Genomic DNA, 25,890 nt, shown 5'->3' with positions numbered 1-25,890 from the left:
CCGAACTCAGAAGTGAAACGCCGATGCGCCGATGGTAGTGTGGGGCTTCCCCATGTGAGAGTAGGACACCGCCAGGTACTGAATATAGAACCCCGAGCTGAATGGCTTGGGGTTTTTGCTTATGGAGTTTTCAATATTTTAGCAAAGCGTTGATTCTATGATACAATCATCGCTCTAATTTTTATAAAACAAGAGAAAATATGACCGCACTTAATGTATTAATTTATCCAGATGATCACCTTAAGATTGTTTGTGAGCCAGTTGCAGAAGTCAATGATGACATTCGTAAAATTGTAGATGATATGTTTGATACGATGTACCAACAAGCATCATGAAAAAACAGATAAGTAAGATTTTTTCCAGTGATGGTGAATTGAGTAAGAATATCAAAGGATTTAAGCCTCGAGCAGAACAGCTCGAAATGGCTCAATCTGTAGGATATGCTATTCAAAATAAGCAACCGCTTGTTGTAGAAGCTGGAACGGGTACTGGAAAGACTTTTGCTTATTTAGCACCAGCACTTATTGCAGGAAAGAAAACGATTATTTCAACCGGCTCTAAAAATCTACAAGATCAACTCTTTTCAAGAGATCTACCTGCCATAAAAAAAGCCTTAAATTATTCTGGAAAAATTGCATTATTGAAAGGGCGATCTAATTACTTATGTTTGGAACGACTGGATCAGGTTATCGCTCAAGGTGTGCTTGGGGATAAATCTGTTTTAGCCGATTTAAGTAAAGTAAGAAAATGGAATAATGCGACGAAAACAGGTGATTTGACTGAATGTATTGAATTGGCTGAAGATAGCCCAATTTTGCCTCAATTGACGAGTACGGCAGAAAGTTGTTTAGGAACAGATTGTCCTAACTACGCTGAATGCTATGTTGCACAAGCTCGTAAAAAAGCGCTAAATGCGGATCTTGTCGTAGTAAATCATCATCTTTTCTTTGCTGATATGGCGGTAAAAGAAAGTGGCTTTGGTGAGCTTATTCCCAATGCAGAAGTCATCATCTTTGACGAAGCACATCAACTTCCCGATATTGCAAGCCAGTATTTTAGTCAATCATTAACTTCTCGCCAGCTATTTGATTTATGTAAAGATATCAATATTGTTTATCGAACAGAATTGAAAGATATGCCGCAGCTTGGCACTACTGCAGATACATTGCTTAAAGTTATTCAGGATTTTCGCCTTCTTCTTGGGGAAGGAAATCAGCGAGGAAATTGGCGTGAGCTATTTAAGCAAAGTGCGGTTAAAAAATCGGTTGAATTATTACAAGAAAAAATTGAGTTTCTTTCTGAAGTGATCAAGATTGCATTAGGTCGCTCTCAGACTTTGGATAGTATTTTTGAACGCACTGAAAGTATCAAGAATCAATTAATTCGTCTTTGTGATACGGCCATTGTTGGCTATTGTTATTGGTACGAAAGTATGGGGAGACAATTTGGTTTGCATATTACGCCACTTACTGTTGCAGATAAATTTGGCGAACAGCTAAATAATAAAGAAGCAGCTTGGATTTTCACCTCCGCCACGCTTGAAGTCGGTGGCACTTTTAATCATTTCTGTCAGCGACTTGGTATTGAGCAAGCAGAACAAAAAATTCTTCACAGTCCTTTTGATTATCCTAATCAATCGCTACTTTGCGTGCCACGCTATTTACCAGCAACAAATCAAAATAATACGTTACAATCTCTTGGTGAAATGTTATTGCCTATCATTGAAGCGAATAAAGGACGATGCTTTGTGCTTTGTACTTCTTATTTAATGATGAGAGGCTTGGCAGAGTATTTTAGAGAAAATAGTGAGCTTTCTATCTTATTACAAGGTGAAATGCCTAAAGCCAAATTACTCGAACAATTTATTCATGAAACCCACAGCGTGCTAGTTGCAACCTCGAGCTTTTGGGAAGGTGTGGATGTCCGTGGTGATGCGCTATCATTAGTCATTATTGATAAATTGCCTTTTACTGCACCAGATGAACCTTTACTAAAAGCGCGCATTGAAGATTGCCGATTACAAGGTGGTGATCCATTTAATGATATACAGATCCCTGAAGCGGTTATTACGCTGAAACAAGGTGTAGGACGCCTAATTCGAGATGTGACAGATCGTGGTGCGGTAATTATTTGTGATAATCGTCTTGTTATGCGAAATTACGGCGAAACCTTTCTAAAAAGTTTACCTAATTCAACCCGTACCCGAGATCTCAACAAAGTGGTACAATTCTTACAAAATGAGAAAATGGATTAATAATGAAAAATATCACCTTATTAGCACTTGATACTTCAACAGAAGCCTGTTCAGTTGCACTTTGGCATAAAGGCGAAAAAACACATTTAGATGAATTAGCACAACGTACACACACAAAACGTATTCTTCCAATGGTTGATGAGTTGCTCGCTAATTCAGGTATCAATTTGAAGCAAGTCGATGCGTTAGCATTTGGACGTGGTCCTGGTAGTTTTACTGGTGTCCGTGTCGGTGCAGGGATTGCTCAAGGGCTTGCATTGGGTGCTGATTTACCTGTTATTGCGGTATCAAATTTAACAGTAATGGCTCAGGCTGCATTTGAATTACATCAAGCTGAAAATGTGGTAGTTGCCATTGATGCGAGAATGAATGAAGTTTATTTTTCTCAAGTAAAACGAGAAAAAGTGCGGTCAGAATTAGGTGAGTTTTTCCAATGGAATCCAGTCATAGAAGAACAAGTTTGCGAACCTGAAAAAGTGCTTGAACAGCTTTCAGATTTAACCGCCTATCGAGTCGGAACAGGTTGGGCAGCGTATCCTCAATTTAAAGACAGTGATTTAGAAGGGAGTGATATTATTTTACCTTCTGCACAATATATGCTTGAGCTTGCTTTAACAGATTATGCTCAGAATAAAATCATATCCGCTTTAGAAATTGAACCAGTTTATTTGCGTAATGAAGTAACTTGGAAAAAATTACCTGGGCGTGAATAATTTTCAAAAAGGAGTTGAAGATGAATAAAAAAACGGTCTTAGTTTTGACCGCACTTTCGACCACATTAGTGGGATGTGTTAATGCACCGAAAGGACTGGAAAAAGAGCAGTTTACTTTAAAATCATTATCTTCAATTCAACAGAGTGATTATAGTTGTCAGTGCAAATCAATTCGTTTAGGCGGAAAAGTATTAACAGCACACGCCTTGCCGAATAAAACTAAAATTGAAGTATTAAGCTATCCAGTTTACTCAATCTCTGCAAAGCCCATGATTGATGAACAACCTAATGGACGTTTTATTACTTATCTTGATGGTTTTGTGGAGCCTGAAAGTTTAAAAGACCAATTTATTACAATTGGCGGCACCTTACTGAAAACAGAACAAGGTAAGGTTGATCAGGCAAGCTACACTTACCCTGTAATTCAAACCAATCATTATCGTGTCTGGAAGCTTTCTCAAAGCTATTATTATCCAGATGATATGTGGGATGATTGGGGCTTTTTTGGTCGACGACCATATTATTGGTATGGCGAGCCTGAAATTCGCTATTATCTCTACTAACTAAATGATAAAATTAAGAAAATTTTCCAAAGAATAAGGATAAAAAATGGAAACAGTTTGGTTTCAAAATTATCCAGAAGGTTCACCCACCACGCTGGATACCTCAAAATATGATTCGATTCTCGATATTTTAGATAAAGCAATTCGTGAGCATCCAGACCGTCCTGCTTATATCAATATGGGACAAGTGCTGACTTTTCGCAAATTAGAAGAGCGAAGCCGTGCATTTGCTGCATATCTACAAAATGAATTGAAATTAAAACGTGGCGATCGTGTTGCTCTCATGATGCCGAATTTATTGCAATATCCTATTGCGCTTTTCGGTATCTTACGTGCGGGCCTAGTTGTCGTAAACGTGAATCCACTTTACACCCCACGTGAATTAGAACATCAGTTACAAGACAGCGGTGCAACGGCGATTGTTGTTGTTTCAAACTTCGCTTCAACCTTGGAAAAAATCGTGTTTAACACTAAAGTAAAACATGTAATTTTGACAAGAATGGGTGATCAGCTTTCTTTTGGTAAGCGTAATTTGGTCAATTTTGTCGTGAAATACGTCAAAAAGTTAGTGCCAAAATATAAATTACCGAATGCAGTGACTTTCCGTGAAGTGTTAAGTATTGGTAAATATCGCCAATATGTTCGTCCACAAGTGGATCGTGAAAATTTAGCTTTCTTACAGTATACAGGCGGTACAACGGGTGTTGCTAAAGGCGCAATGCTGACACATGGCAATATTATTACCAATATTTTCCAAGCGAAGTGGATTGCAGAGCCATTTATTGGCGATCATGCGAAGCAACGCATTGCTGTACTGGCTTTACCGCTTTATCATGTTTTTGCCTTAACGGTAAACTGTTTACTCTTCTTAGAGCTTGGCGTTACCGCGCTCTTAATTACTAACCCACGTGATATTGATGGTTTTGTTAAAGAGCTCAAAAAATACCGTTTTGAAGCGATTACTGGGGTGAATACCTTGTTTAATGCGCTACTTAATAATGAAAATTTCAAAGAAGTAGATTTTTCACGATTAAAACTTTCTGTTGGTGGCGGTATGGCGATCCAACAATCAGTCGCAACGCGTTGGCATGGTTTAACTGGCTGTAACATCATTGAGGGTTATGGCATGACAGAATGTTCACCGCTAATTGCCGCTTGTCCGATTAATGTGGTGAAACACAATGGTACAATCGGTGTACCAGTGCCAAATACCGATATTAAAATTATCAAAGATGATGGCTCGGAAGCACAACTTGGTGAAGCTGGAGAGCTTTGGGTTAAAGGTGAACAAGTCATGCGTGGTTATTGGCAGCGTCCTGAAGCGACTGCTGAAGTGCTTCAAGATGGTTGGATGGCAACGGGTGATATCGTCATTATGGACGAGAGCTATAGCCTCCGTATTGTTGACCGCAAAAAAGATATGATCTTAGTTTCAGGCTTTAATGTTTATCCAAATGAAATCGAAGATGTGGTGATGCTAAATTATAAAGTTGGTGAAGTGGTTGCTATTGGTGTACCACATGAAGTGTCGGGAGAAACCATCAAAATTTTTGTTGTGAAGAAAGATGATAGCCTCACGCGTGATGAATTGCGCCAGCATTGCCGACAACATCTGACGGGTTATAAAGTCCCGAAAGATATTGAGTTTCGGGATGAATTGCCAAAAAGTAATGTAGGCAAAATTTTACGACGCGTACTGCGTGATGAAGAAATAGCAAAACGCTCACAACATTAATTTAATCAGGGATATGTGTTCATATCCCTGTTTAGTCTTTACCTCTATTTGAAAATAAATCCTATTACAATGATAAAAGAATGCCAAAATCAACCGCACTTTACATTAATTCAAAATAATGAAGAGCTTGCTCAGGTTTGTCAGTTAGCGCGTCAGCAAAGTGCGGTCGCTTTAGATACCGAATTTATGCGGGTATCGACCTATTATCCTAAATTAGGATTAATTCAACTTTATGATGGTGATCGAGTTTCATTGATCGATCCTTTATCTATTACTGATTTTTCACCTTTTGTAGAATTATTACGCGATCAGCAGGTGACAAAAATTTTGCATGCTTGTAATGAAGATTTATTGGTTTTCTTGCAAGAGTTTGATGCACTTCCACAACCTATGATGGATACGCAAATTATGGCACGTTTTCTAGGTTTTGCTAATTCAGCGGGCCTGGCTAAACTTGTGTTGCATTATTTGGGCGTTGAAATGGATAAAGGGGCAACACGTACAAACTGGCTAAAACGCCCACTTTCACCCGTACAGCTACAATATGCTGCAGGGGATGTATGGTATCTCTTGCCGGTCTATCAAAAAATGCAAATAGAATTAGCGCAATCTCCTTGGCTTCAAGCGGTAATTGATGATTGCCAGCTTGCGATCGCAAAAACCGGTAAATTAGATGATCGCGATCCAGACAAAGCTTATTTGGATATTCCGAATGTTTGGAAATTGAATCCGCTCGAATTAGCGCGTTTACAGCTATTGGCCAAATGGCGACAAGAAACGGCAATGGCACGAAATTTAGCCCTTTCTTATGTGGTGAAATCGGATAACCTTTGGAAAGTAGCAAAAAACAATCCTCGCAATACATCAGAAATGCTAGCGCTTGGATTATCTGAAAATGAAGTTCGTGTACGTGGCAAAAAAATGCTTCAATTATTAGCACAAAGCCGTCGAATTTCCCCTTATGATTATCCTAAACGTTTAGTGCGTATTGTGGATGATCCTCGTTATAAAAAGGCAATTCGATTGTTACAAGAAAAAGCTTATGAACTGACACCAAAAGGATTAACCCTTGATATTCTGGCAAGTAAACGAAATTTAGAAGATCTCATTAAATGGGTCTGGTTAAAAAATGAAGATATGACCAAACAGCCCGATTTACTTTTAGGATGGCGAAGAGAAATTGGCTTGAAGCTGGTTGAATACTTAAAATCTGTAGAGTAGTCACTAAAAACAATCCTAAAAATAACCGCACTTTGAATTATCAAAAGTGCGGTTATTTTCTTTAGTGTTTTACAACAAAGGCTTTAATTAAGCTTGTGTTGCTTGGATCGCGGTTAATGCGATGGTGTAGATGATATCATCCACTAATGCACCACGAGATAAGTCATTAACCGGTTTACGCATACCTTGAAGCATTGGGCCTACAGCTACCAAATCAGCAGAACGTTGAACCGCTTTATAGCCGATGTTACCAGCATTGATATCAGGGAATACAAATACGTTTGCTTGACCTGCCACTTTAGAGTTTGGCGCTTTAGAAGCAGCCACATCTTTCATTACCGCGGCATCGTATTGTAATGGACCGTCGATTAATAAATCAGGACGTTTTTCTTGTGCAATACGCGTTGCTTCTTTCACTTTCTCTACAGATTGGCCTGAACCAGAAGTACCGGTTGAGTAAGAAAGCATTGCGACTTTCGGATTTAAACCAAATGCTTTTGCCGATTCAGCAGATTGAATTGCGATTTCAGCCAGTTGTTCAGCGGTTGGCTCTGGGTTTACTGCACAGTCACCATACACTAATACTTGGTCTGGTAATAACATGAAGAACACAGACGAGATAATTGAGCTACCTGGTGCTGTTTTGATGATTTGCATCGGTGGACGAATGGTATTTGCCGTGGTGTGAACGGCACCTGAGACTAAACCATCTACTTCGCCCGCTTCTAACATCATCGTACCTAATACAACGGTGTCTTCTAATTGTGCACGCGCTTGTTCTTCCGTTAAACCTTTAGATTTACGTAATTCAACCAAACGAGCAACGTAGTTTTCGCGTACATCAGCTGGATTGATGATCGTTACATCAGCACCTAAAGTTACGCCTTGTTCTGTCGCAACTTTTTTCACGGATTCAGGATCCGCTAATAATACCGATTTTGCGATACCACGTTCAGCACAGATTGCTGCCGCTTTAACAGTACGAGGTTCATCACCTTCTGGTAATACGATGGTTTTACCTGCTTTGCGTGCTAAATCAGTTAATTTAAAACGGAATGCAGCTGGAGAAATACGAGCTTCGCGAGCAAGTGGTGCAGAGATTGCATTCGCTAATGCTTGTGCATCTAAGGTTTTAATTTTGCCTGCTTGTGCACCAAACACCCCTAAGATTTCAGCGTTGTTCACACCGCCAAATTCTGAAGCAACGGCTTCGACTAATGTGCCTTCTTCATTGTTTGCCACTAAGATAATTTGAGCATCTAAAGTTTGTGCAATCGCGAAGTTTAGGCTATTTGCAAAAGGCGCTTGAGCTGAAGGTTGAACACCTTTAACAACCACTAAATTTGCATTTAATGCTTGGAAATCAGCCACGATTTTTTCTAATAACACGTCTTTTTGGTTATTTGCGATTAATGCTTGAGCGGCTTTTACATCTTCTACTGCATTGAATACGACGGCGCCTGTTGTTTTGGCCACGTCTAATGCTGCAGCTAAATTTGCTTCTGCACTAGTTGGAATAAGAATAACTGCTTTAGTCATTTTGATATACCTTTTAATGAATGAAAAAAACCTGCTGATCTCTCAGCAGGTCTGAAGAAAATTGATTAGCCCGCTAAACGTGCTGTATCTTGTGCAATGACTAATTCTTCGTTAGTTGGAAGAACGATCGCTTTGAATGCAGAGTCATCAGCGGTAATTACGCCTGATTTGCCAAAGCGAGCAGCAAGATTACGTTCTTGGTCTAATTTGATACCAAATAATTTTAAGTGGCCTAATGCTAGTTCACGAACATGAGCTGAGTTTTCACCGATACCACCCGTAAATGCGATCGCATCTAAGTGATCATCACCTAAAACAGCCATGTATGCACCGATGTATTTTGCTAAACGGTAGCTGTAAACGTTTAATGCACGTTTTGCTTCTGGTTTAGATGCGTTGTCGTAGTTATCTTCTGCATAACGACAGTCGCTCGTTACTTCAGTTAAACCTAAAAGACCTGATTTTTTCACTAAGGTCTCTTCGATTTGCTCCATTGACATGCCTAAGTTTTTGTATAGATAGAAAACGATCGCAGGATCGATGTCACCACAACGTGTACCCATCACTAAACCTTCTAATGGAGTTAAACCCATAGAAGTATCGATACATTTACCGTTACGAACTACAGAAACAGAACCACCGTTACCCAAGTGGCAGATAATTGCGTTTACTTGATCTGCCGGTTTGCCTACGTATTCAGCCACTTCACGAGAAACGAAGTAGTGGCTGGTACCGTGCGCACCATAGCGACGTACGCCATGTTCTTTGTAAAGTGAGTATGGAAGCGCATACAAGAATGCTTCTTCAGGCATAGTTTGGTGGAATGCGGTATCAAATACGACAACGTTCTTATCTTTTAAGTGTGGGAATGTTTTGAATGCTTCACGGATACCGATTAAGTGAGCCGGGTTGTGAAGTGGTGCAAATTGTGCAGCATCTTCAATACCTTTAACTACTTCATCTGTTACGACAACAGATTGGGTGTATTTCTCACCACCGTGAACGATACGATGGCCAATAGAGGTGATAGAGTTTTTAAGCTCATCAGTCATAATGTTTGATGCGATGAAGTTAAGTGCTTCAGTGTGCGCAGCACCAGCACCTAAATCAGCACTACCTTTTTCACCGTTAAGTTTCCATTTTATACGAGCTTCAGGAAGATAAAATGCTTCGGCTAAGCCTGATAATTTTTCTTCACCTGTCGCAGGATCGAGGATTGCAAATTTTAATGAAGAACTACCACAGTTAAGGATGAGAACAAGTTTTGACATAGGAACCCTGTTTTTTATTGAAGTTAATAAAAATCCATTCACAAGAAAGGATTACAAACATGGTATAGAATACACCTTTTGGCGAATAAAATAAAATAACACAAGTGTAAAAATACAATCTTTTCTTAAAAAAGGTGAAAATTTCAACAATTTCTAGTCAGGGATGACAATTAAACTTAAACTAGAGTATTATAAGCGCGGTTATTTTCAAGGATGTTTTCATGTCATCATTTTTTTCAACCTTAAAACAAGGGCAAATTTATTTGCAAACGTGGCCATTAGAGGCGAAACTCGGCATTATTTTTCCGGAAAATCGCATTATTAAGGCTACGAAATTTGCTCAGAGATTTATGCCTTTTATGGCCGTATTTTCGGTGCTCTGGCAGCAACTTTATGCCAAAGCAGATCTTACTGCATTTTCGCTTGCTATTTTGACTGCACTTTGTGCATTAGCGATTCCATTTCAAGGTTTATATTGGTTGGGGAAACGAGCAAAATCACCCTTAGAACCTCAAAGTTCTCAGTGGTTTTATGAGATTAGCGAACGTTTGAGAAAACAACATGAAAGTTTGCCAATTGTGCAAGATAGACCGACATATCAGCACTTGGCAGAAGTATTACGAAAGGCACAGCAAAAATTGGATAAAGCATTTTGGCAAGAAATCTAGCTAATTGCTTCAAATTTAATTGACGCAAACGTTTTCCTTTTGTGTTTTTTTATGTAAAATACTGCGGTCGCAATGGCGACCCTTTTTAATTGAGAGACTATTTAATGATTGATTACATTATCATTGGCATCATCGCATTTTCGATTATCGTGAGTTTATTACGTGGATTTGTGCGAGAGGTGATGTCCCTTGCAAGCTGGGTCGTTGCATTTATTGTCGCTAGCCAATTTTATCCTTATCTCGCCACCTATCTTACTCAAATTGAATCTGACTACGTGCGTAACGGCACGGCAATCGGCATTTTATTTGTTTTAACCCTAATTGTAGGCGGCATTGTTAATTATGTGATTAGCCAATTAGTGGATAAAACAGGACTAACCGGAACAGATCGTGTTCTCGGTGCGGCATTTGGCTTAATTCGTGGGGCGTTAATCGTTGCTGCGATCTTATTCTTCTTGGATACCTTCACTAACTTTGAACAAACCGATTGGTGGAAAGAATCAAAATTAATTCCTCATTTCGGCTTCATTATTGAATGGTTCTTCCAACAACTACAAGCAAGTTCTAGTTTTTTAAACTCAACTTTTAAACAATAAGGTAGTCAATCAGTATGTGTGGAATTGTCGGTATCGTTAGCCAAAATCCGGTTAATGAATCCATTTATGCAGCATTAACGTTATTACAGCATCGAGGTCAAGATGCGGCGGGGATTGTCACAATCGATGATGAAAACCGCTTCCGTTTGCGTAAGGCTAATGGTCTTGTAAGCGATGTGTTCAGACAAGAGCATATGTTACGTTTACAAGGTCATGCAGGCCTAGGACATGTACGTTATCCAACCGCCGGCAGTTCAAGCGTATCTGAAGCTCAGCCTTTCTATGTTAACTCACCTTATGGTTTAAGCCTTGTTCACAATGGTAACTTAACCAACTCAACCGAATTAAAAGATAAATTATTTAAAGAAGCGCGTCGTCATATAAATACCAATTCGGATTCAGAACTTCTTCTCAATATTCTTGCGAATCATTTGGATAGAGTGAATAAATACCATCTCGATCCGCAAGATATTTTTAATGCAATTCGTGCGACACACAAAGATATTCGTGGTGCTTACGCATGCTTAGCCATGATTATTGGACATGGTATGGTGGCATTTCGCGATCCTTTTGGTATTCGTCCATTAGTACTAGGTCAGCGTGAAGAAAATGGTGCAGTAGAATATATGTTTGCCTCTGAAAGCGTGGCGTTAGATGTAGCCGGTTTTGAATTTGTACGTGATGTTGCGCCTGGTGAAGCGATTTATGTGACCTTTGATGGCCAGCTTTATGCTGAGCAGTGTGCAGAAAGTGCGGTCTTAAATCCGTGTATTTTTGAATATGTGTACTTTGCTCGTCCTGATTCAACAATAGACGGAGTGTCTGTCTATGCCGCACGTGTTCACATGGGCGAACATTTAGGTAAAAAAATTGCAAAAGAATGGGTTGAGGAAGCTGATAACATTGATGTTGTTATTCCAGTACCAGAAACTTCAACAGACATTGCGTTACAGATTGCGAAAATCTTAGGCAAACCTTACCGTCAAGGTTTTGTGAAAAACCGCTATGTTGGCCGTACGTTTATTATGCCTGGACAAGCACAACGTATTAGTTCAGTCCGTCGCAAGCTCAATACGATTAAAGCAGAATTTAAAGATAAAAATGTGTTATTAGTCGATGATTCTATTGTTCGTGGTACAACATCAGAGCAAATCGTATCTATGGCTCGTGCTGCGGGTGCGAAGAAAATTTACTTTGCATCAGCCGCGCCAGAAATTCGTTATCCGAATGTGTACGGCATTGATATGCCAACAAAACGAGAACTCATTGCCTATGGCCGTAATGTTGATGAAATTGCGAAATTGATTGGTGTAGATAAATTAGTTTTCCAAGATCTTGAAGCGCTGACAGAATCAGTACGCCAAGAAAACCCAACCATTCAAGGCTTTGATTGTTCAGTCTTTACTGGTGAATATATCACTGGTGATATCACACCAGAATACCTTGATAGCATCGCTTCTCAACGTAATGATTCAGCAAAGAAAAAACGGGAAAAAGATGCAAGTAATCTCGAAATCCATAATGAAGGATAAAACAATCTAAAAGTATAAAGCGCCAAATTCGATGAAGAGTTTGGTGCTTTTTCTTTTTAATTTAAAACGAAGAAAAAAATGACCGCACTTGGTATATTTGAAGTGCGGTCATTTTTTAATGTGTTTTAGTCTTTATAAAAATCGTTATAAAGTGTACTTTCAAATTGTACAAGTGGAGCACGTTTCGTTTTACTTTCTAAATCGCCAGTGGAGTAACCATTAATAAATTGAACGAAAGCCACTTTTTCACCTCGCGCATTGGTCATAAAACCAGCAAGGTTATATACGCCTTTTAATGAGCCTGTTTTCGCAATGACATTTTTAACCAATGGTGGACTAATTAAGCCACCGCGTCCACTGATGGTTCCATCTACACCTGCAATCGGGAAGGTTTCCATTAAATGCAGTGTATCTTCATTTTTAGCGATGTACTCCAAAACAGAAAGCATAGTTTTTGGTGCAACTAAATTATGACGAGAAAGCCCCGAACCATCGGCTAAAATGCTGTTACCAAATTTAATACCTTGTTTTTGTAATACGGATTTCACCGCCAATGTACCTAATTGGAATGAAGCCGGGCGTTTATAGTAGTTGTAGGCTACCGCTCTAAATAAAGCATCGGCAATCTGGTTATCTGATTTTTTCATCATTTTTTTCAATAACTCAGGCAGTGGTTTAGATAAATGTTGTGCAAGTTTTTGCCTTTGCTGTGGTTTTTGAGGCTGTTTCACTTTACCTGTAAATTCAATACCAAGACGTTTTAATTGACGTTGAATAATGGCAGCGGCGTAGGCATCCGGATCTTGTACTGCAAAACTAAGCCCAAAAGGTTTTGCTTGACGTGCAATACAGCCTTTTACTTGGTAGCGATTATTGTCGTGAACAACGACGTCTAACTGGCAATAACCAGCCTCTTGCTGATCCACAATATAAACTTGTCCGAAAACTTGAATAGGAAATTGAGCAGGAACGTTAATTTTGACGGTTTCACCTACAGGTTGATTTGCATCTAACTCGGCATAAAAACAGTTATTATCGATATTTGCTGCAGCAGGAGGGGAGTTAAAGCACATGGTGAGATCGTTCCAAATCCAACCTAACCCACGATCATGGCTCGAAAATACAGAGGTATCTAAAATAAGATCACCATTAATTTTCTGAATGCCTTGGTTTTTTAAATTTGCTAATAGGCTATAAAGTTGTCCACTGGTCAGATCAGGATCGCCAGTAAATTGCACAACAAGATCGCCTTCTAAAACATTATTCTGAATCTTTCCGTTACTTAAAAGTGATGTTTCAAATTGAAAGGCATCGCCCAATACTAATTTAGCTGCTACAGCGGTAAAGATTTTTTGTGTGCTAGCAGGTAACATAAACGCTGAACCATTGTAATCTGCGATAATTTGATCGTTATTGAGGTTTTTAGCAATAATACTGGCAGATGCGCCTTCTGGTAAATAGTGGGTGATAGAGGCCACATCAACTTTAGCCATAGAAGAAAAAGAAAATCCGAATGTGACAAATGCGGCCTTAAGTGCGGTCGAAATAGAAGATTTTTTAGTCATTTTTAGTTCTGTTTTGGTTGCTATTTTTCTCAAGAAGAATAATAATAAGCCTCGAATTCAATAGAGTAAATCATTTTTTATTTTTCATTGACTGCGGCAAAGTTGTAAAACATTGTCGTGGTTTTGTTTTGACCAAATTTCAAGGAAAAAGAATGAAGCAAATTCCAATGACTGTACGTGGTGCAGATCTATTACGCGAAGAATTAGATTTCTTAAAAAATGAGCGTCGTCCTGAAATTATTAAGGCGATTGCTGAGGCTCGTGAGCATGGTGACTTAAAAGAAAATGCAGAATATCATGCAGCACGTGAGCAACAAGGTTTTTGTGAGGGACGCATTCAAGAAATTGAAGGCAAACTTGCAAATTGTCAGGTTATTGATGTCACTAAATTGCCTAATAATGGTAAAGTGATTTTTGGTGCGACAGTGGTATTAATGAATACGGATACTGATGAAGAAGTCACTTACCAAATTGTGGGTGATGATGAGGCTGATATTAAATCAGGTTTAATTTCTGTGAATTCACCGATTGCTCGAGGCTTGGTGGGTAAAGAGTTGGATGATACCGTAAATATTACCACACCAGGTGGAACGGTTGAGTTCGAAATTATTGAAGTTAATTACATCTAAAAAACATCCCCTCAAATTGAGGGGATAACAATTATTTACGAGGCAGCTGGATTTTACCTTCTTCGCTTGGTCGATAGAGCACCAAAATATGCCCGATTGTTTGAACATTAGATGATTGTGTTTCACGTACAATTGCATCAATGATTAACTGTTTAGTTTCGCGATCTGCACCAGCAATTTTGACTTTGATTAATTCGTGATGATTTAACGCATTATCGATTTCGGCCAATACACCTTCAGTTAAGCCATTACCGCCAAGCATGACGACAGGGCTAAGGTGATGAGCGAGCCCTTTTAAAAATTGTTTTTGTTTTGTTGATAAGATTGTCATAAGGGAATCCTTTAAATAAATATGAGTCATAAAAAGACCGAAAAGAGCGGTCAGAAAAAACGTGGTTTTTCAGCACTTTTTGGTAAGTCTAGTCTTGAATTTGGCAGATTGTACCCAAATATAGACGAAACTACTACAAAAAATAGTACAAAAGATAGAGATTATGGGAAAGAAAAAACGTTCGGCGAGTTCTTCTCGTTGGCTAAACGAACATTTTAAAGATCCGTTTGTTCAGAAAGCACATAAGCAAAAATTACGTTCTCGTGCTTATTTTAAGTTAGATGAAATTCAACAAACGGACAAATTATTTAAACCAGGAATGACCGTGGTGGATCTCGGTGCTGCACCAGGTGGTTGGTCACAGTATGTTGTGAGCCAAATCGGTGGAAAGGGCCGAGTGATTGCTTGTGATATTTTGGATATGAACCCAATTGTCGGCGTGGATTTCTTGCAAGGCGATTTCCGTGATGAAAATGTGCTAAATGCATTATTAGAACGTGTTGGAGAAGCTAAAGTTGATGTGGTGATGTCTGATATGGCACCGAATTTTAGTGGTATGCCATCAGTTGATATTCCACGCGCAATGTATTTGGTAGAACTGGCTTTGGATATGTGTAAGCAAGTTTTAGCAAAAAAAGGCAGTTTTGTAGTCAAAGTATTTCAAGGAGAAGGTTTTGACGAGTATCTGCGCGAAATTCGTTCACTCTTTAGTGTCGTAAAAGTGCGTAAGCCGGAGGCCTCTCGTGGGCGTTCTCGCGAAGTTTATATTGTAGCAAGTGGTTATAAAGGCGAATAGATAATTGCTTTGATAGCTTTTCATTATGTCGGGGATGAGATAGTATCTCGTTTAATTTTAATTAACTTAAGAAAGGCAGGTTAAACCTTGAACGATATGGTCAAAAATCTAGTTCTATGGGTTGTGGTAGCAATTGTTATGATGACGGCTTACCAAAGTTTTAATTCTAATGGTGTGAGTGACTCAGCAGATTACACAACCTTTGTGTATGACGTGAGTAACAGTCAAGTGAAAGAAGCGCGTTTTGATGCGAATGAAATTACTGTGACTAAAAATGACGGATCTAAATATATGACCGTCATGCCACCATTGGAAGATAAAAAACTCTTAGATGACTTATTAAATAAAAAAGTCAAAATTGAAGGTACGCCTTTTGAAAAACGTAGTTTACTATCACAAATTTTGATTTCGTGGTTTCCGATGCTATTCCTTGTTGGGGTATGGATTTTCTTCATGCGCCAAATGCAAGGTGGTGGCGGCAAAGCCATGAGCTTTGGTAAAAGCCGAGCTAAAATGCTGAACCAAGACCAAATCAAAGTCACTTTTGCAGATGTTGCAGGTTGTGATGAAGCAAAAGAAGAAGTGGGTGAAGTGGTCGATTTCTTGCGTGAACCGAAAAAATTCCAAAACCTTGGCGGTAAAATTCCAAAAGGTATATTGATGGTTGGCCCTCCTGGTACAGGTAAAACTTTATTAGCTAAGGCTATTGCGGGTGAAGCAAAAGTACCTTTCTTTACGATTTCAGGTTCTGACTTTGTGGAGATGTTTGTGGGGGTTGGTGCTTCTCGTGTACGTGATATGTTCGAGCAAGCAAAGAAAAATGCACCCTGCTTAATCTTTATTGATGAAATCGATGCGGTAGGTCGCCAACGTGGTGCTGGTTTAGGTGGTGGACACGATGAGCGTGAACAAACCCTTAACCAGATGTTAGTTGAAATGGATGGTTTCGGTGGTAACGAAGGCGTAATCGTTATTGCCGCAACGAACCGTCCAGATGTACTTGACCCAGCATTAACTCGTCCAGGCCGTTTTGACCGTCAAGTTGTTGTGGGTTTACCGGATGTGAAAGGTCGTGAGCAAATTTTAAAAGTACACATGCGTAAAGTGCCTGTTGCTGATGATGTAGATGCGATGACACTTGCTCGTGGTACACCAGGTTATTCAGGTGCGGATTTAGCGAACTTGGTTAATGAAGCGGCATTATTTGCTGCGCGTAGCAATAAACGTACTGTATCGATGCTTGAGTTTGAAAAAGCAAAAGATAAGATCAATATGGGACCTGAACGCCGTACCATGATCATGACGGATAAACAAAAAGAATCGACAGCGTACCATGAAGCAGGTCATGCCATTGTGGGTTACTTAGTACCTGAGCATGATCCTGTACATAAAGTCACGATTATTCCTCGTGGCCGCGCATTAGGTGTGACTTTCTTCTTGCCTGAAGGTGATCAAATTAGTATCAGCCAAAAACAATTAGAAAGTAAACTTTCAACACTTTATGCAGGACGTTTAGCAGAAGATTTGATTTACGGTGAAGAAAATATTTCGACTGGTGCATCTAACGATATTAAAGTGGCAACCAATATTGCACGTAATATGGTGACCCAATGGGGCTTCTCAGATAAACTCGGTCCGATTCTTTATACCGAAGATGAAGGCGAAGTATTCTTAGGTCGCTCAATGGCGAAAGCAAAACATATGTCAGATGAAACGGCGCATGCGATTGATGAAGAAGTTCGTGCGATTGTAAATCGTAACTATGCGAGAGCAAGACAGATTCTGATCGACAATATGGATATTCTTCACGCCATGAAAGATGCGTTAGTGAAATATGAAACCATTGAAGAAGAACAAATTAAACAGCTAATGAATCGTGAACCTGTTACACCACCATCTGGTTGGGAAGATAACAAAGATACGAGCCCGAAAGCTAAGCCGCAAGAAGACGCAACTGAAAGTGCGGTTAATCATTCAGAAGATTCTGAAGAGTAAGAATAAAGCCTTCCTAATTAGGAAGGCTTTTTTTATTTATAATGTCATTCTATTAATCACTATATTCCGTTATAATCTAGCCTTTAAAATTTGATTTAAAAATTGACCGCACTTTATGAAACTTTACGCTAATAACAAATGTCTAGATTTATCATTCCCTCAAATTATGGGAATTTTGAATTTCACGCCCGATTCATTTTCAGATAGCGGACAGTTTTTTAGTCTAGACAAAGCATTATTTCAAGTTGAAAAAATGCTCAAAGAAGGTGCAACAATTATTGATATTGGCGGGGAATCAACTCGATCAATGGCAGAAGAAGTGCCTGAAACTGAAGAGTTGCAACGAGTGATACCTCTTGTTGAAGCCGTGCAAAAACGTTTTGATTGTTGGATTTCAGTGGATACCTCTAAAGCAATTGTGATGCAAGAAGCAGCTAAGGTCGGCATGGATTTAATCAATGATATTCGTGCTCTACGTGAACCTGGCGCACTCGAAATAGCAGGACAGTTGAATTTACCGACTTGTATCATGCATATGCAAGGACAGCCGCGCACAATGCAGACTAATCCGCATTATGATGATGTAGTCCAAGATGTTTATCAATTTTTAAACGATAGAACTCAAGCTTGTTTAGCAGCGGGAATAGCCAAAGAAAATATTATTTGGGATATGGGCTTTGGTTTTGGTAAGACTGTACAGCATAATTATAAGCTTTTACAGCAGTTAGCTCACTTTTGTGAAAGTGGATATCCTGTTTTAGCAGGGCTTTCACGTAAATCGATGATTGGTGCTGTATTAGATAAGCCCGTGACTGAACGCGTTGTAGGAAGTGTAGCCGGGGCATTAATTGCTGCACAAAATGGTGCGACTATTTTACGTGTGCATGATGTGGCTGCAACAGCTGATGCCTTAAAAGTATGGCAAGCTACACAAGAAGCGTAAGCAACTAACAGATTTTATATGTTGTGGAATAAATGATTTTTGTAACATCATTATTCAAATTTAATTAAGGAATAAATATGGCAAATCGTAAATATTTTGGTACTGATGGTGTCCGTGGAAAAGTGGGTACATATCCAATCACACCTGATTTCGCATTGAAATTAGGTTGGGCAGCAGGTAAGGTTTTAGCTTCCCAAGGTTCTCGTACGGTATTAATCGGGAAAGATACTCGTATTTCAGGTTATATGCTGGAATCTGCACTTGAGGCAGGTTTGGCTGCAGCGGGTTTAACTGCCGCATTTACTGGTCCTATGCCGACACCAGCCGTGGCGTATTTAACCCGTACTTTCCGTTTAGAAGCGGGTATTGTCATTTCGGCATCTCATAACCCTTACTATGATAACGGGATTAAATTCTTCTCTTCACAAGGCACAAAATTACCAGATGATATTGAAGAAGCAATTGAAGCCATGCTTGATCAGCCAATGGATTGCGTGGAGTCAGCTGATTTAGGTAAAGCAAGCCGTATCAGTGATGCCGCAGGACGTTATATTGAATTTTGTAAAAGTACTTTCCCTGCTCACCTTGGTTTAGATGGTTATAAAATCGTGGTGGATTGCGCAAATGGTGCAACCTATCACATTGCACCAAATGTATTACGTGAGTTGGGTGCGGAAGTGATTGAAATTGGTACAGATCCAAATGGAATCAATATCAATGAAAAATGCGGTGCAACCGACGTAAAAGCATTACAGGAAAAAGTGCTTGAAACCAAAGCGGATGTCGGTCTTGCTTACGATGGTGATGGTGACCGTATTATGATGGTAGATCACTTAGGTAATAAAGTGGATGGCGACCAAATCCTTTTCATTATTGCTCGCGAAGCACTACGTTCAGGCCAATTAAAAGGTGGAGTAGTAGGCACATTAATGAGTAATATGAGCCTAGAAATTGCCTTAAAAATGTTAGGTGTGCCTTTCGTACGCGCTAACGTTGGTGACCGTTATGTATTAGAAAAAATGGTAGAGCATGGCTGGACATTAGGTGGAGAAAACTCAGGCCATATCATTATTGCTGATAAAAATACGACAGGTGATGGTATTATTGCGTCTCTAGCAGTCTTAAGTGCAATGGTTCAACATCGTTTATCATTAAACGAGCTTGCAAGTGCGGTGAAATTATTCCCTCAAGTACTTATTAATGTTCGTTTTACTGGTGGTGATAACCCACTAGAAAGTGAAGCGGTAAAAGCAGTAGCTACAGATGTGGAAAAACGTTTAGAAGGCAAAGGTCGAATTTTACTGCGTAAGTCAGGTACAGAGCCACTTATTCGCGTAATGGTGGAATGTGAAGACGGCACACTTGCAAAACAATGTGCAGAAGAAATTGCAGAAGCAGTTAAAGCAAATTAATAAAGTGGGGGCTTGCCCCCATTTTTGATCTATAAAATTTATCTTTTATTATTTTTAGGAAAGTAAAGACATGAAAATTTTTATTATGCGTCATGGGGAAGCTGAAGTTATTGCTGCATCAGATGAGGCTCGGCATTTAACCGAGTATGGACGCAAACAATCAATATCACAAGGTCAATGGCTTAAAACACATCTAAATTCAACCGCACTTTCAGTTCAGAAAGTGATTGTCAGTCCTTATGTTCGTACTCAAGAAACCTTTGAGCTCGTCAATTCAGCGTTAGACAATATTCTTAATGATGTTGAAACTTGGAGTGGGATCACACCTTACGGGAATGCGACGCTAGTAGCAGATTATTTATCTGTTTTACAGGAACAAGGTGTTAAAAGTATTTTGCTTGTTTCTCATTTACCTTTAGTGGGCAGTATTGTTTCGGAGCTTTATGGCAAGCGAAATCCAATCAGTTTTTACCCTTCAACGATTGTTCAAATTGACTGGAATGGTGAAAAAGGTATTATTGAAGCCTGCAATTCTTATAAAGAACATGGTTAAAAGTGATTAAAGAGAGCAGGGTAAATACGTTTTATTTGATTCGCTTTTTAATAAATGCAAAAAATTCAATTACTAGAGATGTGTTTTTGGGGTGTATTCTTTTTTCTTTTTTGATAGACTGGAGGGGAGCTATATTTGAATAGCTTTATATTAACCACTATAATCATGCTAGGAGAGTAGTTATGAATAATAAAATTGAAGATACGGTAACTGAAGTAAAAGAGACGACAGTTAATGCTGCGACACAAGTTAAAGATGTATTAGTTGCAGCAGCTAACTATGTAAAAGATACTGTGACAAATAACGCATCAGAAGCAAAAGAAGCAGTGGAAGATAAAGCTGCTGAAGTGAAAGATGCGGCTGAAGATAAAGCATCAGAAGTAAAAAAAGCAGCTTCAGAGGCAAAGGATGAAGCGACAGATAAAGTAGCAGAGCTAAAAGATGCAGCTGAAGACAAAGTATCAGAAGCAAAAGAGGACGTTTCTGAAGCAAAAGATACAGTGCTAGACAAGGTCGCTAAATTAAAAGATGCATTTGCAGATAAAGTTGCAGAAGTAAAGAATGCGGTTTTTGAAGCAAAAGATGGCGCAGCTGATAAAGCAACAGAGCTAAAAGATGAAGCTAAAGACAAAGCATCAGAAGCAAAAGAAGCAGTGGAAGATAAAGCTGCTGAAGTGAAAGATGTGGCTGAAGATAAAGCAACTGAAGTGAAAGATGTGGCTGAAGATAGAGCATCAGAAGTAAAAAAAGCAGTCTCAGAGGCAAAAGATGAAGCGACAGATAAAGTAGCAGAGCTAAAAGATGCAGCTGAAGACAAAGTATCAGAAGCAAAAGAGGACGTTTCTGAAGCAAAAGATACAGTGCTAGACAAGGTCGCTAAATTAAAAGATGCATTTGCAGATAAAGTTGCAGAAGTAAAGAATGCGGTTTTTGAAGCAAAAGATGGCGCGGCTGATAAAGCAACAGAGCTAAAAGATGAAGCTAAAGACAAAGTATCAGAAGTAAAAGAAGCTGTAGAAGATAAAGCTGCTAAAGTAAAAGATTAGGTTTCATAGGCAAAAAATATGGTGTCTACTAAAGTTTACGCTGTAAAAGATGTAATAGTAAGCACGGTAGTACAAGTTAAGATTCTGTCATTGTCGTAGCTAAGCATGTTAAACATGTTGCCGAAAAATGACTGAAGTAAAAGATGCCATATGCTCTAAAGCAGAGGAAGTAAAAACTAGATTCTGAAACAAAAGATCAATCTGCAGACGTAAACAAAGTAACTGAAAAGTAAAAACAATGATTAAGGATTATTCAAATTAACTGAGCCTGTCTGTTTAAAAAAAACACAAAAAAGTAATTTTTTATCTTTACAAAAAATAAAATTTTTATAATGAACTTGTGTATAAGTTTTTTAAATTCATAGAGTTATAGTTATTTTTATAAAAAACTATATCTTTAGAAATGTAAATTTTTTTTGAAGATATTCTATTTTGAGTTTTTTTGTGTAGACTAATCAGCGCAAAGCATGTAGCTTTGGATTAATCCTTAACCATGAAATGGAGAATAACAATGAAAAAATCAGTATTAGCCGCATTAGTATTAGGTTCATCTTTAGCCGTAACAGGCTGTTTCGATAAAGAAGAAGCACAACAAAAAGTTGAAGCGACAAAAGATGCGGCAACACAAGCTAAAGATGCAGTAGTAGATAAAGCCGTTGAAGTAAAAAATGGGGTTGCTGATAAAGCTGTTGAAGTAAAAGATGCGGTTGCTGATAAAGCAGCTGAAGCAAAAGATGCGATGTCTTCTAAAATGGAAGCGGCAAAAGATTCAGCTTCTAAAATGAAAGATGCAGCAGCAGATAAAATGGCTGAAGCAAAAGATGCGATGTCTTCTAAAATGGAAGCGGCAAAAGATTCAGCTTCTAAAATGAAAGATGCGGCAGCAGATAAAACGGCTGAAGCAAAGGATGCAATGTCTGCTAAAATGGAAGCAGCAAAAGATTCAGCTTCTGAAACAAAAGATGCAGTAGCTGATAAAGCTGTAAAAGTAAAAGATGCAGCGGCAAATAAAGCAGTAGAAGCAAAAGATGCAGCAGCAGATAAAGCAGCTGAAACGAAAGATGCTGTGACTAAATAATTAAACTTTTGTAAAATGAAAACCTATCAGAGATTATCTGGTAGGTTTTTTCTTTTGGAGCAATAAAATGTTATGTGCAATTTATAAAAGTTTACGTAAGCCAGGCTGCTATCTCTATATTTCGAAACGAGATGATTTTTCAGCTGTACCAGACGTATTGATGCAAAGTTTTGGTAAGCCTCAGTTTCTTATGCTATTTAATTTGAAAGGAAGCAAGCTGCTTGTTCATGCTGATAAAAGCGAGGTAATGGAAAAAATCACTCAGCAAGGATTTTATCTTCAAATGCCAAAACAGAATGATGGTTTATTTTATAGTTTGAGTGAGATCAAATAAAATTGTTATTTTTTAGTAAAATTATTAAAGTTTGTGCTATCTCAATATTTTTTATTTAAAATGCCTTTAAAATTCAATCCGATTTAAAAAGGAGAGTGAAAATGAGTAGTTTTTTTGTGGTTGGCACAGATACAAATGTAGGAAAAACTACAGCTTGTCGTGCCATTATTCAAGCATTACAAGCAAAAGGTGTGAGAATTGTAGGTTATAAGCCGATTGCTTGTGGCTGTGAGGAAAATATATATCTGACTGAAAATCAGTCTGATGAGAGTCAAACAGATTATGATGCTGAAAATAATTCAGATGTGTTAGCTTTGATGGATGCAACAAATGAACCAGTATCTTATCAAGAGGTGAATAGTTATACTTTTTTACATTCTTTACCTATGTTAACACAAGATAAATCACGTATTAAATTAAGCAAGATAGATCAGGCGTTAACAAAATTAATCAAAAAATATCAATCTGTTGTAGTTGAAGGTTCATTTGGCTTACTCACACCAATGGCTGAAAATAAAAGTTTTGCAGATTGGATTGTTACACATAAAATGCCAGTTGTATTAGTTGTTGGAATTAAAGAAGGATGTATAAACCACGCATTACTTACAGCAAGAGTGATTAAACAGCTTGGCGTCCCTTTATTAGGTTGGGTTGCTAATCGTATTAATCCAGGCTTAGGTCATTATAAAGAAATTATAGGTGTCCTAGAATCACAAATTGATGCACCGTTGCTTGGAAAAATTCCTTATATTCACAAACCAGAAATTCAGGAGTTAGGGCATTATTTAACGGATATTGATCATTTAATGTACATGCAAACAGAATTAGTTAAATAGCAGTTTTAAATGTGGAGTGAGGTTAAAATTTTTTAAATTTTAACCTCATTGTTTTTATTCTTCATTTTCTGAATATTCTTTTTTCAGAATATCATTTTCTGCCAAACTAGATAAACGAGCAATGGCATTACGATAAGAAATTTCAAGGCTTTCTCGACTGGTTGCAATAACACCTTGATCCACTAAGAATCCATCATTTACGTCATACACCCAACCGTGTAGCGAAAGCTTTTGTCCTCGTTCCCAAGCACTTTTTACGATAGAAGTACGACCTAGGTTATAAACTTGTTCTGCTACATTTAATTTGGTGAGCATGTCTGCACGTTTTTCTGCAGAAAGGTTACCCAATAGGTGCCCATGCTTGAACCAAATATCACGAATATGGAGCAACCAGTTATTGATCAATCCAAGATCTTTATCTTGCATAGCCGCTTTAATACCACCACAATTTGTGTGGCCGCAAATAATAATATGTTCAATTTTGAGTACATCAACGGCATATTGCACAACTGAAAGGCAGTTAAAATCGGTATGAATAACTTGATTGGCTACATTACGATGAACAAATAATTCGCCGGGTTCAAGATTTGTTAATTTTTCGGCTGGAACGCGGCTATCAGAGCAACCAATCCAGAGATAGTGAGGGGTTTGGTGGTCTGCAAGTTCTTTAAAATAAGTGGAATTTTCTTCCTTCATTCTTTGCGCCCAACTGTAATTGTTGGCAAAGAGTTGTTTAATTTTGTCCATTTTTACTTTCCTTAATTCGATGTACTGAAAGATTGTTTTAAGTACAATAAATGAAATAGGGGATAAATTATCGCCTAAAATAATGACCGCACTTTAAATAAAGTGCGGTCAATTTAATCAATATTTTTAGAAATTTGCATTTCTTGGTGCACGAGGGAATGGAATCACATCGCGAATATTTTGTACGCCTGTTACATAAACAATTAAGCGTTCAAAACCAAGACCAAAGCCTGAATGTGGTACGGTACCATATTTACGAAGATCACGATACCACCAGTAATCTTCAGGATTTAAGCCCATTTCTTCCATACGTTTATCTAATACGTCTAAACGTTCTTCACGTTGAGAACCACCGATGATTTCACCAATTCCTGGGGCGAGAACATCCATTGCCGCAACGGTTTTACCATCGTCATTTAAACGCATGTAGAAGGCTTTGATATCTTTCGGATAGTTTTTCACGACAACCGGTGATTTGAAATATTCTTCTGCTAAGAAACGTTCATGTTCAGAAGACAAATCAATTCCCCAAGATACAGGGAACTCGAATTTTTTACCTGATTTTAATAATACATCGATCGCATCAGTATAGTCGATTTGAGCAAAATCAGAGTTTACAAAGTTTTCTAAACGAGTAATAACATCTTTATCTACATGTTTTTCAAAGAATTTTAAGTCATCTTTGCGCTCAGCAAGCACTGCGCGGAACACATATTTCAACATGTCTTCTGCTAATTTAGCATTGTCAGCAAGTGTTGCAAACGCAACTTCAGGTTCAACCATCCAGAATTCTGCAAGGTGACGAGTTGTATTTGAATTTTCAGCACGGAATGTTGGGCCAAAAGTATAGATTTTGCTTAATGCACAAGCATAAGTCTCGCCATTTAATTGGCCTGAAACCGTTAAAAATGATTCTTTTCCGAAGAAGTCTTGGCTGAAATCAACTTTACCATCTTCGCCACGAGGAAGGTTTTCTAAATCAAGTGTTGAAACACGGAACATTTCACCCGCACCTTCAGTATCTGATGCAGTAATTAATGGGGTAGCGACCCAATAGAAACCTTGTTCATGGAAGAAGCGATGAATAGCTTGAGCTAAGCAGTGACGAACACGTGCGACGGCACCGATAATATTGGTACGAGGACGTAAGTGAGCCACTTCACGTAAGTATTCAATTGAGTGGCGTTTTGCTGCCATTGGATAAGTGTCAGGATCTTCTACAAACCCTGTCACTTCTACTTTTTCAGCTTGAAGTTCAACACTTTGACCTTCAGCAGGTGACTCAACAATAGTACCGGTTACGATCACAGAGCAACCCGTTGTTAAGCGTAAGACTTCGCTCTCATAATTTTCAATATCATTATTAACAATCGCTTGAATAGAATCAAAGCAAGAGCCATCATAAACTGCAAGGAAAGAAAGACCCGCTTTAGAATCACGACGGGTACGGACCCATCCGCGTACAGTAACTTTTTCGCCTATAGCGATTTTACCTTGTAACACATCAACAATAGATGCAACTTTAGACATATA

The 25,890-nt window shown here is 38.6% G+C and carries 24 protein-coding genes, 1 rRNA gene and 2 pseudogenes; 20 read left to right on the top strand and 7 right to left on the bottom strand.

Translation table 11 applies throughout. The annotated features are described in order from the left end of the window. From rrf to rnd, 7 genes and pseudogenes are all read left to right on the top strand, one after another. Positions 1–77: ribosomal RNA gene (gene rrf / locus ACXVWP_RS09265) — 5S ribosomal RNA — on the top strand; the annotation flags it as partial. 123 nt (positions 78–200) lie between these two features. Continuing rightward, a pseudogene (locus ACXVWP_RS09260) lies at positions 201–326 on the top strand (peptide deformylase); the annotation flags it as partial. Positions 327–331: 5 nt separating this feature from the next. Next, positions 332–2,254: an ATP-dependent DNA helicase gene (locus tag ACXVWP_RS09255; protein WP_297569734.1), complete on the top strand. Its 1,923-nt coding sequence runs from the start codon at positions 332–334 to the stop codon at positions 2,252–2,254. Positions 2,255–2,256: 2 nt separating this feature from the next. After that, complete coding sequence (tsaB, locus tag ACXVWP_RS09250) at positions 2,257–2,967, top strand: tRNA (adenosine(37)-N6)-threonylcarbamoyltransferase complex dimerization subunit type 1 TsaB (RefSeq protein WP_297569733.1); 711 nt, start codon at positions 2,257–2,259, stop codon at positions 2,965–2,967. A 20-nt stretch (positions 2,968–2,987) separates the two neighbouring features. Then, on the top strand, positions 2,988–3,530 hold the full coding sequence (locus tag ACXVWP_RS09245; protein WP_128787396.1) for a Slp family lipoprotein: 543 nt from the start codon (positions 2,988–2,990) through the stop codon (positions 3,528–3,530). Positions 3,531–3,576: 46 nt separating this feature from the next. Further along, on the top strand, positions 3,577–5,265 hold the full coding sequence (gene fadD, locus ACXVWP_RS09240; protein WP_289902329.1) for a long-chain-fatty-acid--CoA ligase FadD: 1,689 nt from the start codon (positions 3,577–3,579) through the stop codon (positions 5,263–5,265). A 69-nt stretch (positions 5,266–5,334) separates the two neighbouring features. Beyond that, positions 5,335–6,486, top strand: a complete 1,152-nt coding sequence (rnd, locus tag ACXVWP_RS09235; RefSeq protein WP_289902328.1) for a ribonuclease D — start codon at positions 5,335–5,337, stop codon at positions 6,484–6,486. 87 nt (positions 6,487–6,573) lie between these two features. Here rnd and pta read toward each other — a convergent pair whose 3' ends face one another. The 3 genes and pseudogenes from pta to ACXVWP_RS09220 form a co-directional block, all read right to left on the bottom strand. Beyond that, the gene (gene pta, locus ACXVWP_RS09230; RefSeq protein ID WP_458473369.1) at positions 6,574–7,647 is read right to left on the bottom strand and encodes a phosphate acetyltransferase; all 1,074 of its coding nucleotides are present in this window, start codon (positions 7,645–7,647) and stop codon (positions 6,574–6,576) included. A gap of 51 nt (positions 7,648–7,698) precedes the next feature. Then, positions 7,699–8,025, bottom strand: a pseudogene (locus tag ACXVWP_RS09225) (AAA family ATPase); the annotation flags it as partial. 65 nt (positions 8,026–8,090) lie between these two features. Beyond that, complete coding sequence (locus ACXVWP_RS09220) at positions 8,091–9,296, bottom strand: acetate kinase (protein WP_128787392.1); 1,206 nt, start codon at positions 9,294–9,296, stop codon at positions 8,091–8,093. Between the two features lie 221 nt (positions 9,297–9,517). Between ACXVWP_RS09220 and yfbV the strand changes: the two genes are divergently transcribed. The 3 genes from yfbV (at position 9,518) to purF (ending at position 12,092) form a co-directional block, all read left to right on the top strand. After that, the gene (gene yfbV / locus ACXVWP_RS09215; RefSeq protein WP_289902326.1) at positions 9,518–9,964 is read left to right on the top strand and encodes a terminus macrodomain insulation protein YfbV; all 447 of its coding nucleotides are present in this window, start codon (positions 9,518–9,520) and stop codon (positions 9,962–9,964) included. A 104-nt stretch (positions 9,965–10,068) separates the two neighbouring features. Continuing rightward, the gene (locus tag ACXVWP_RS09210; RefSeq protein ID WP_005696203.1) at positions 10,069–10,560 is read left to right on the top strand and encodes a CvpA family protein; all 492 of its coding nucleotides are present in this window, start codon (positions 10,069–10,071) and stop codon (positions 10,558–10,560) included. A gap of 14 nt (positions 10,561–10,574) precedes the next feature. Then, entirely contained in the window at positions 10,575–12,092 is a 1,518-nt protein-coding gene (purF, locus tag ACXVWP_RS09205) for an amidophosphoribosyltransferase (RefSeq protein WP_297569728.1), read from the top strand. Positions 12,093–12,217: 125 nt separating this feature from the next. Here purF and dacB read toward each other — a convergent pair whose 3' ends face one another. Further along, positions 12,218–13,657: a serine-type D-Ala-D-Ala carboxypeptidase gene (gene dacB / locus ACXVWP_RS09200; protein WP_128787389.1), complete on the bottom strand. Its 1,440-nt coding sequence runs from the start codon at positions 13,655–13,657 to the stop codon at positions 12,218–12,220. Between the two features lie 152 nt (positions 13,658–13,809). On the opposite strand from dacB, the gene greA reads away from it, so the two are divergent. Then, positions 13,810–14,286, top strand: a complete 477-nt coding sequence (greA, locus tag ACXVWP_RS09195) for a transcription elongation factor GreA (protein ID WP_049355876.1) — start codon at positions 13,810–13,812, stop codon at positions 14,284–14,286. A gap of 31 nt (positions 14,287–14,317) precedes the next feature. On the opposite strand, the gene yhbY is transcribed toward greA, so the two are convergent. After that, positions 14,318–14,617, bottom strand: coding sequence for a ribosome assembly RNA-binding protein YhbY (gene yhbY / locus ACXVWP_RS09190; protein WP_014065444.1), 300 nt, complete (start codon positions 14,615–14,617; stop codon positions 14,318–14,320). 163 nt (positions 14,618–14,780) lie between these two features. On the opposite strand from yhbY, the gene rlmE reads away from it, so the two are divergent. The 9 genes from rlmE to bioD all read left to right on the top strand — a co-directional run bounded on the left by rlmE (position 14,781) and on the right by bioD (position 23,610). Further along, on the top strand, positions 14,781–15,413 hold the full coding sequence (gene rlmE / locus ACXVWP_RS09185; RefSeq protein ID WP_005697532.1) for a 23S rRNA (uridine(2552)-2'-O)-methyltransferase RlmE: 633 nt from the start codon (positions 14,781–14,783) through the stop codon (positions 15,411–15,413). Between the two features lie 96 nt (positions 15,414–15,509). Next, complete coding sequence (gene ftsH, locus ACXVWP_RS09180; RefSeq protein ID WP_289902324.1) at positions 15,510–17,408, top strand: ATP-dependent zinc metalloprotease FtsH; 1,899 nt, start codon at positions 15,510–15,512, stop codon at positions 17,406–17,408. A 115-nt stretch (positions 17,409–17,523) separates the two neighbouring features. Further along, the gene (folP, locus tag ACXVWP_RS09175; RefSeq protein ID WP_289902323.1) at positions 17,524–18,351 is read left to right on the top strand and encodes a dihydropteroate synthase; all 828 of its coding nucleotides are present in this window, start codon (positions 17,524–17,526) and stop codon (positions 18,349–18,351) included. A gap of 77 nt (positions 18,352–18,428) precedes the next feature. Next, positions 18,429–19,763 carry a phosphoglucosamine mutase gene (glmM, locus tag ACXVWP_RS09170; protein ID WP_289902322.1) on the top strand — a complete coding sequence of 445 codons (1,335 nt, stop codon included), beginning with the start codon at positions 18,429–18,431 and terminating at the stop codon, positions 19,761–19,763. 70 nt (positions 19,764–19,833) lie between these two features. Next, the gene (gene sixA / locus ACXVWP_RS09165; protein ID WP_289902321.1) at positions 19,834–20,316 is read left to right on the top strand and encodes a phosphohistidine phosphatase SixA; all 483 of its coding nucleotides are present in this window, start codon (positions 19,834–19,836) and stop codon (positions 20,314–20,316) included. A gap of 182 nt (positions 20,317–20,498) precedes the next feature. Beyond that, positions 20,499–21,362, top strand: coding sequence for a hypothetical protein (locus ACXVWP_RS09160; protein WP_369866789.1), 864 nt, complete (start codon positions 20,499–20,501; stop codon positions 21,360–21,362). A 511-nt stretch (positions 21,363–21,873) separates the two neighbouring features. Continuing rightward, on the top strand, positions 21,874–22,440 hold the full coding sequence (locus tag ACXVWP_RS09155) for a histone (protein WP_289902319.1): 567 nt from the start codon (positions 21,874–21,876) through the stop codon (positions 22,438–22,440). A 67-nt stretch (positions 22,441–22,507) separates the two neighbouring features. Continuing rightward, complete coding sequence (locus ACXVWP_RS09150; RefSeq protein WP_126471202.1) at positions 22,508–22,774, top strand: YcgL domain-containing protein; 267 nt, start codon at positions 22,508–22,510, stop codon at positions 22,772–22,774. 101 nt (positions 22,775–22,875) lie between these two features. Continuing rightward, on the top strand, positions 22,876–23,610 hold the full coding sequence (bioD, locus tag ACXVWP_RS09145; RefSeq protein ID WP_049355797.1) for a dethiobiotin synthase: 735 nt from the start codon (positions 22,876–22,878) through the stop codon (positions 23,608–23,610). Positions 23,611–23,664: 54 nt separating this feature from the next. On the opposite strand, the gene can is transcribed toward bioD, so the two are convergent. Both can and asnS read right to left on the bottom strand, forming a co-directional pair. Beyond that, complete coding sequence (gene can / locus ACXVWP_RS09140) at positions 23,665–24,357, bottom strand: carbonate dehydratase (protein ID WP_126471206.1); 693 nt, start codon at positions 24,355–24,357, stop codon at positions 23,665–23,667. A gap of 126 nt (positions 24,358–24,483) precedes the next feature. Continuing rightward, on the bottom strand, positions 24,484–25,887 hold the full coding sequence (asnS, locus tag ACXVWP_RS09135; RefSeq protein ID WP_289902318.1) for an asparagine--tRNA ligase: 1,404 nt from the start codon (positions 25,885–25,887) through the stop codon (positions 24,484–24,486). Positions 25,888–25,890: the final 3 nt, after the last annotated feature.

The sequence above is a fragment of the Haemophilus sp. SZY H56 genome (assembly GCF_054332415.1).
The sequence above is the reverse complement of the archived record's forward strand: the minus strand, read 5'-3'. Positions and strand labels throughout refer to the sequence as shown.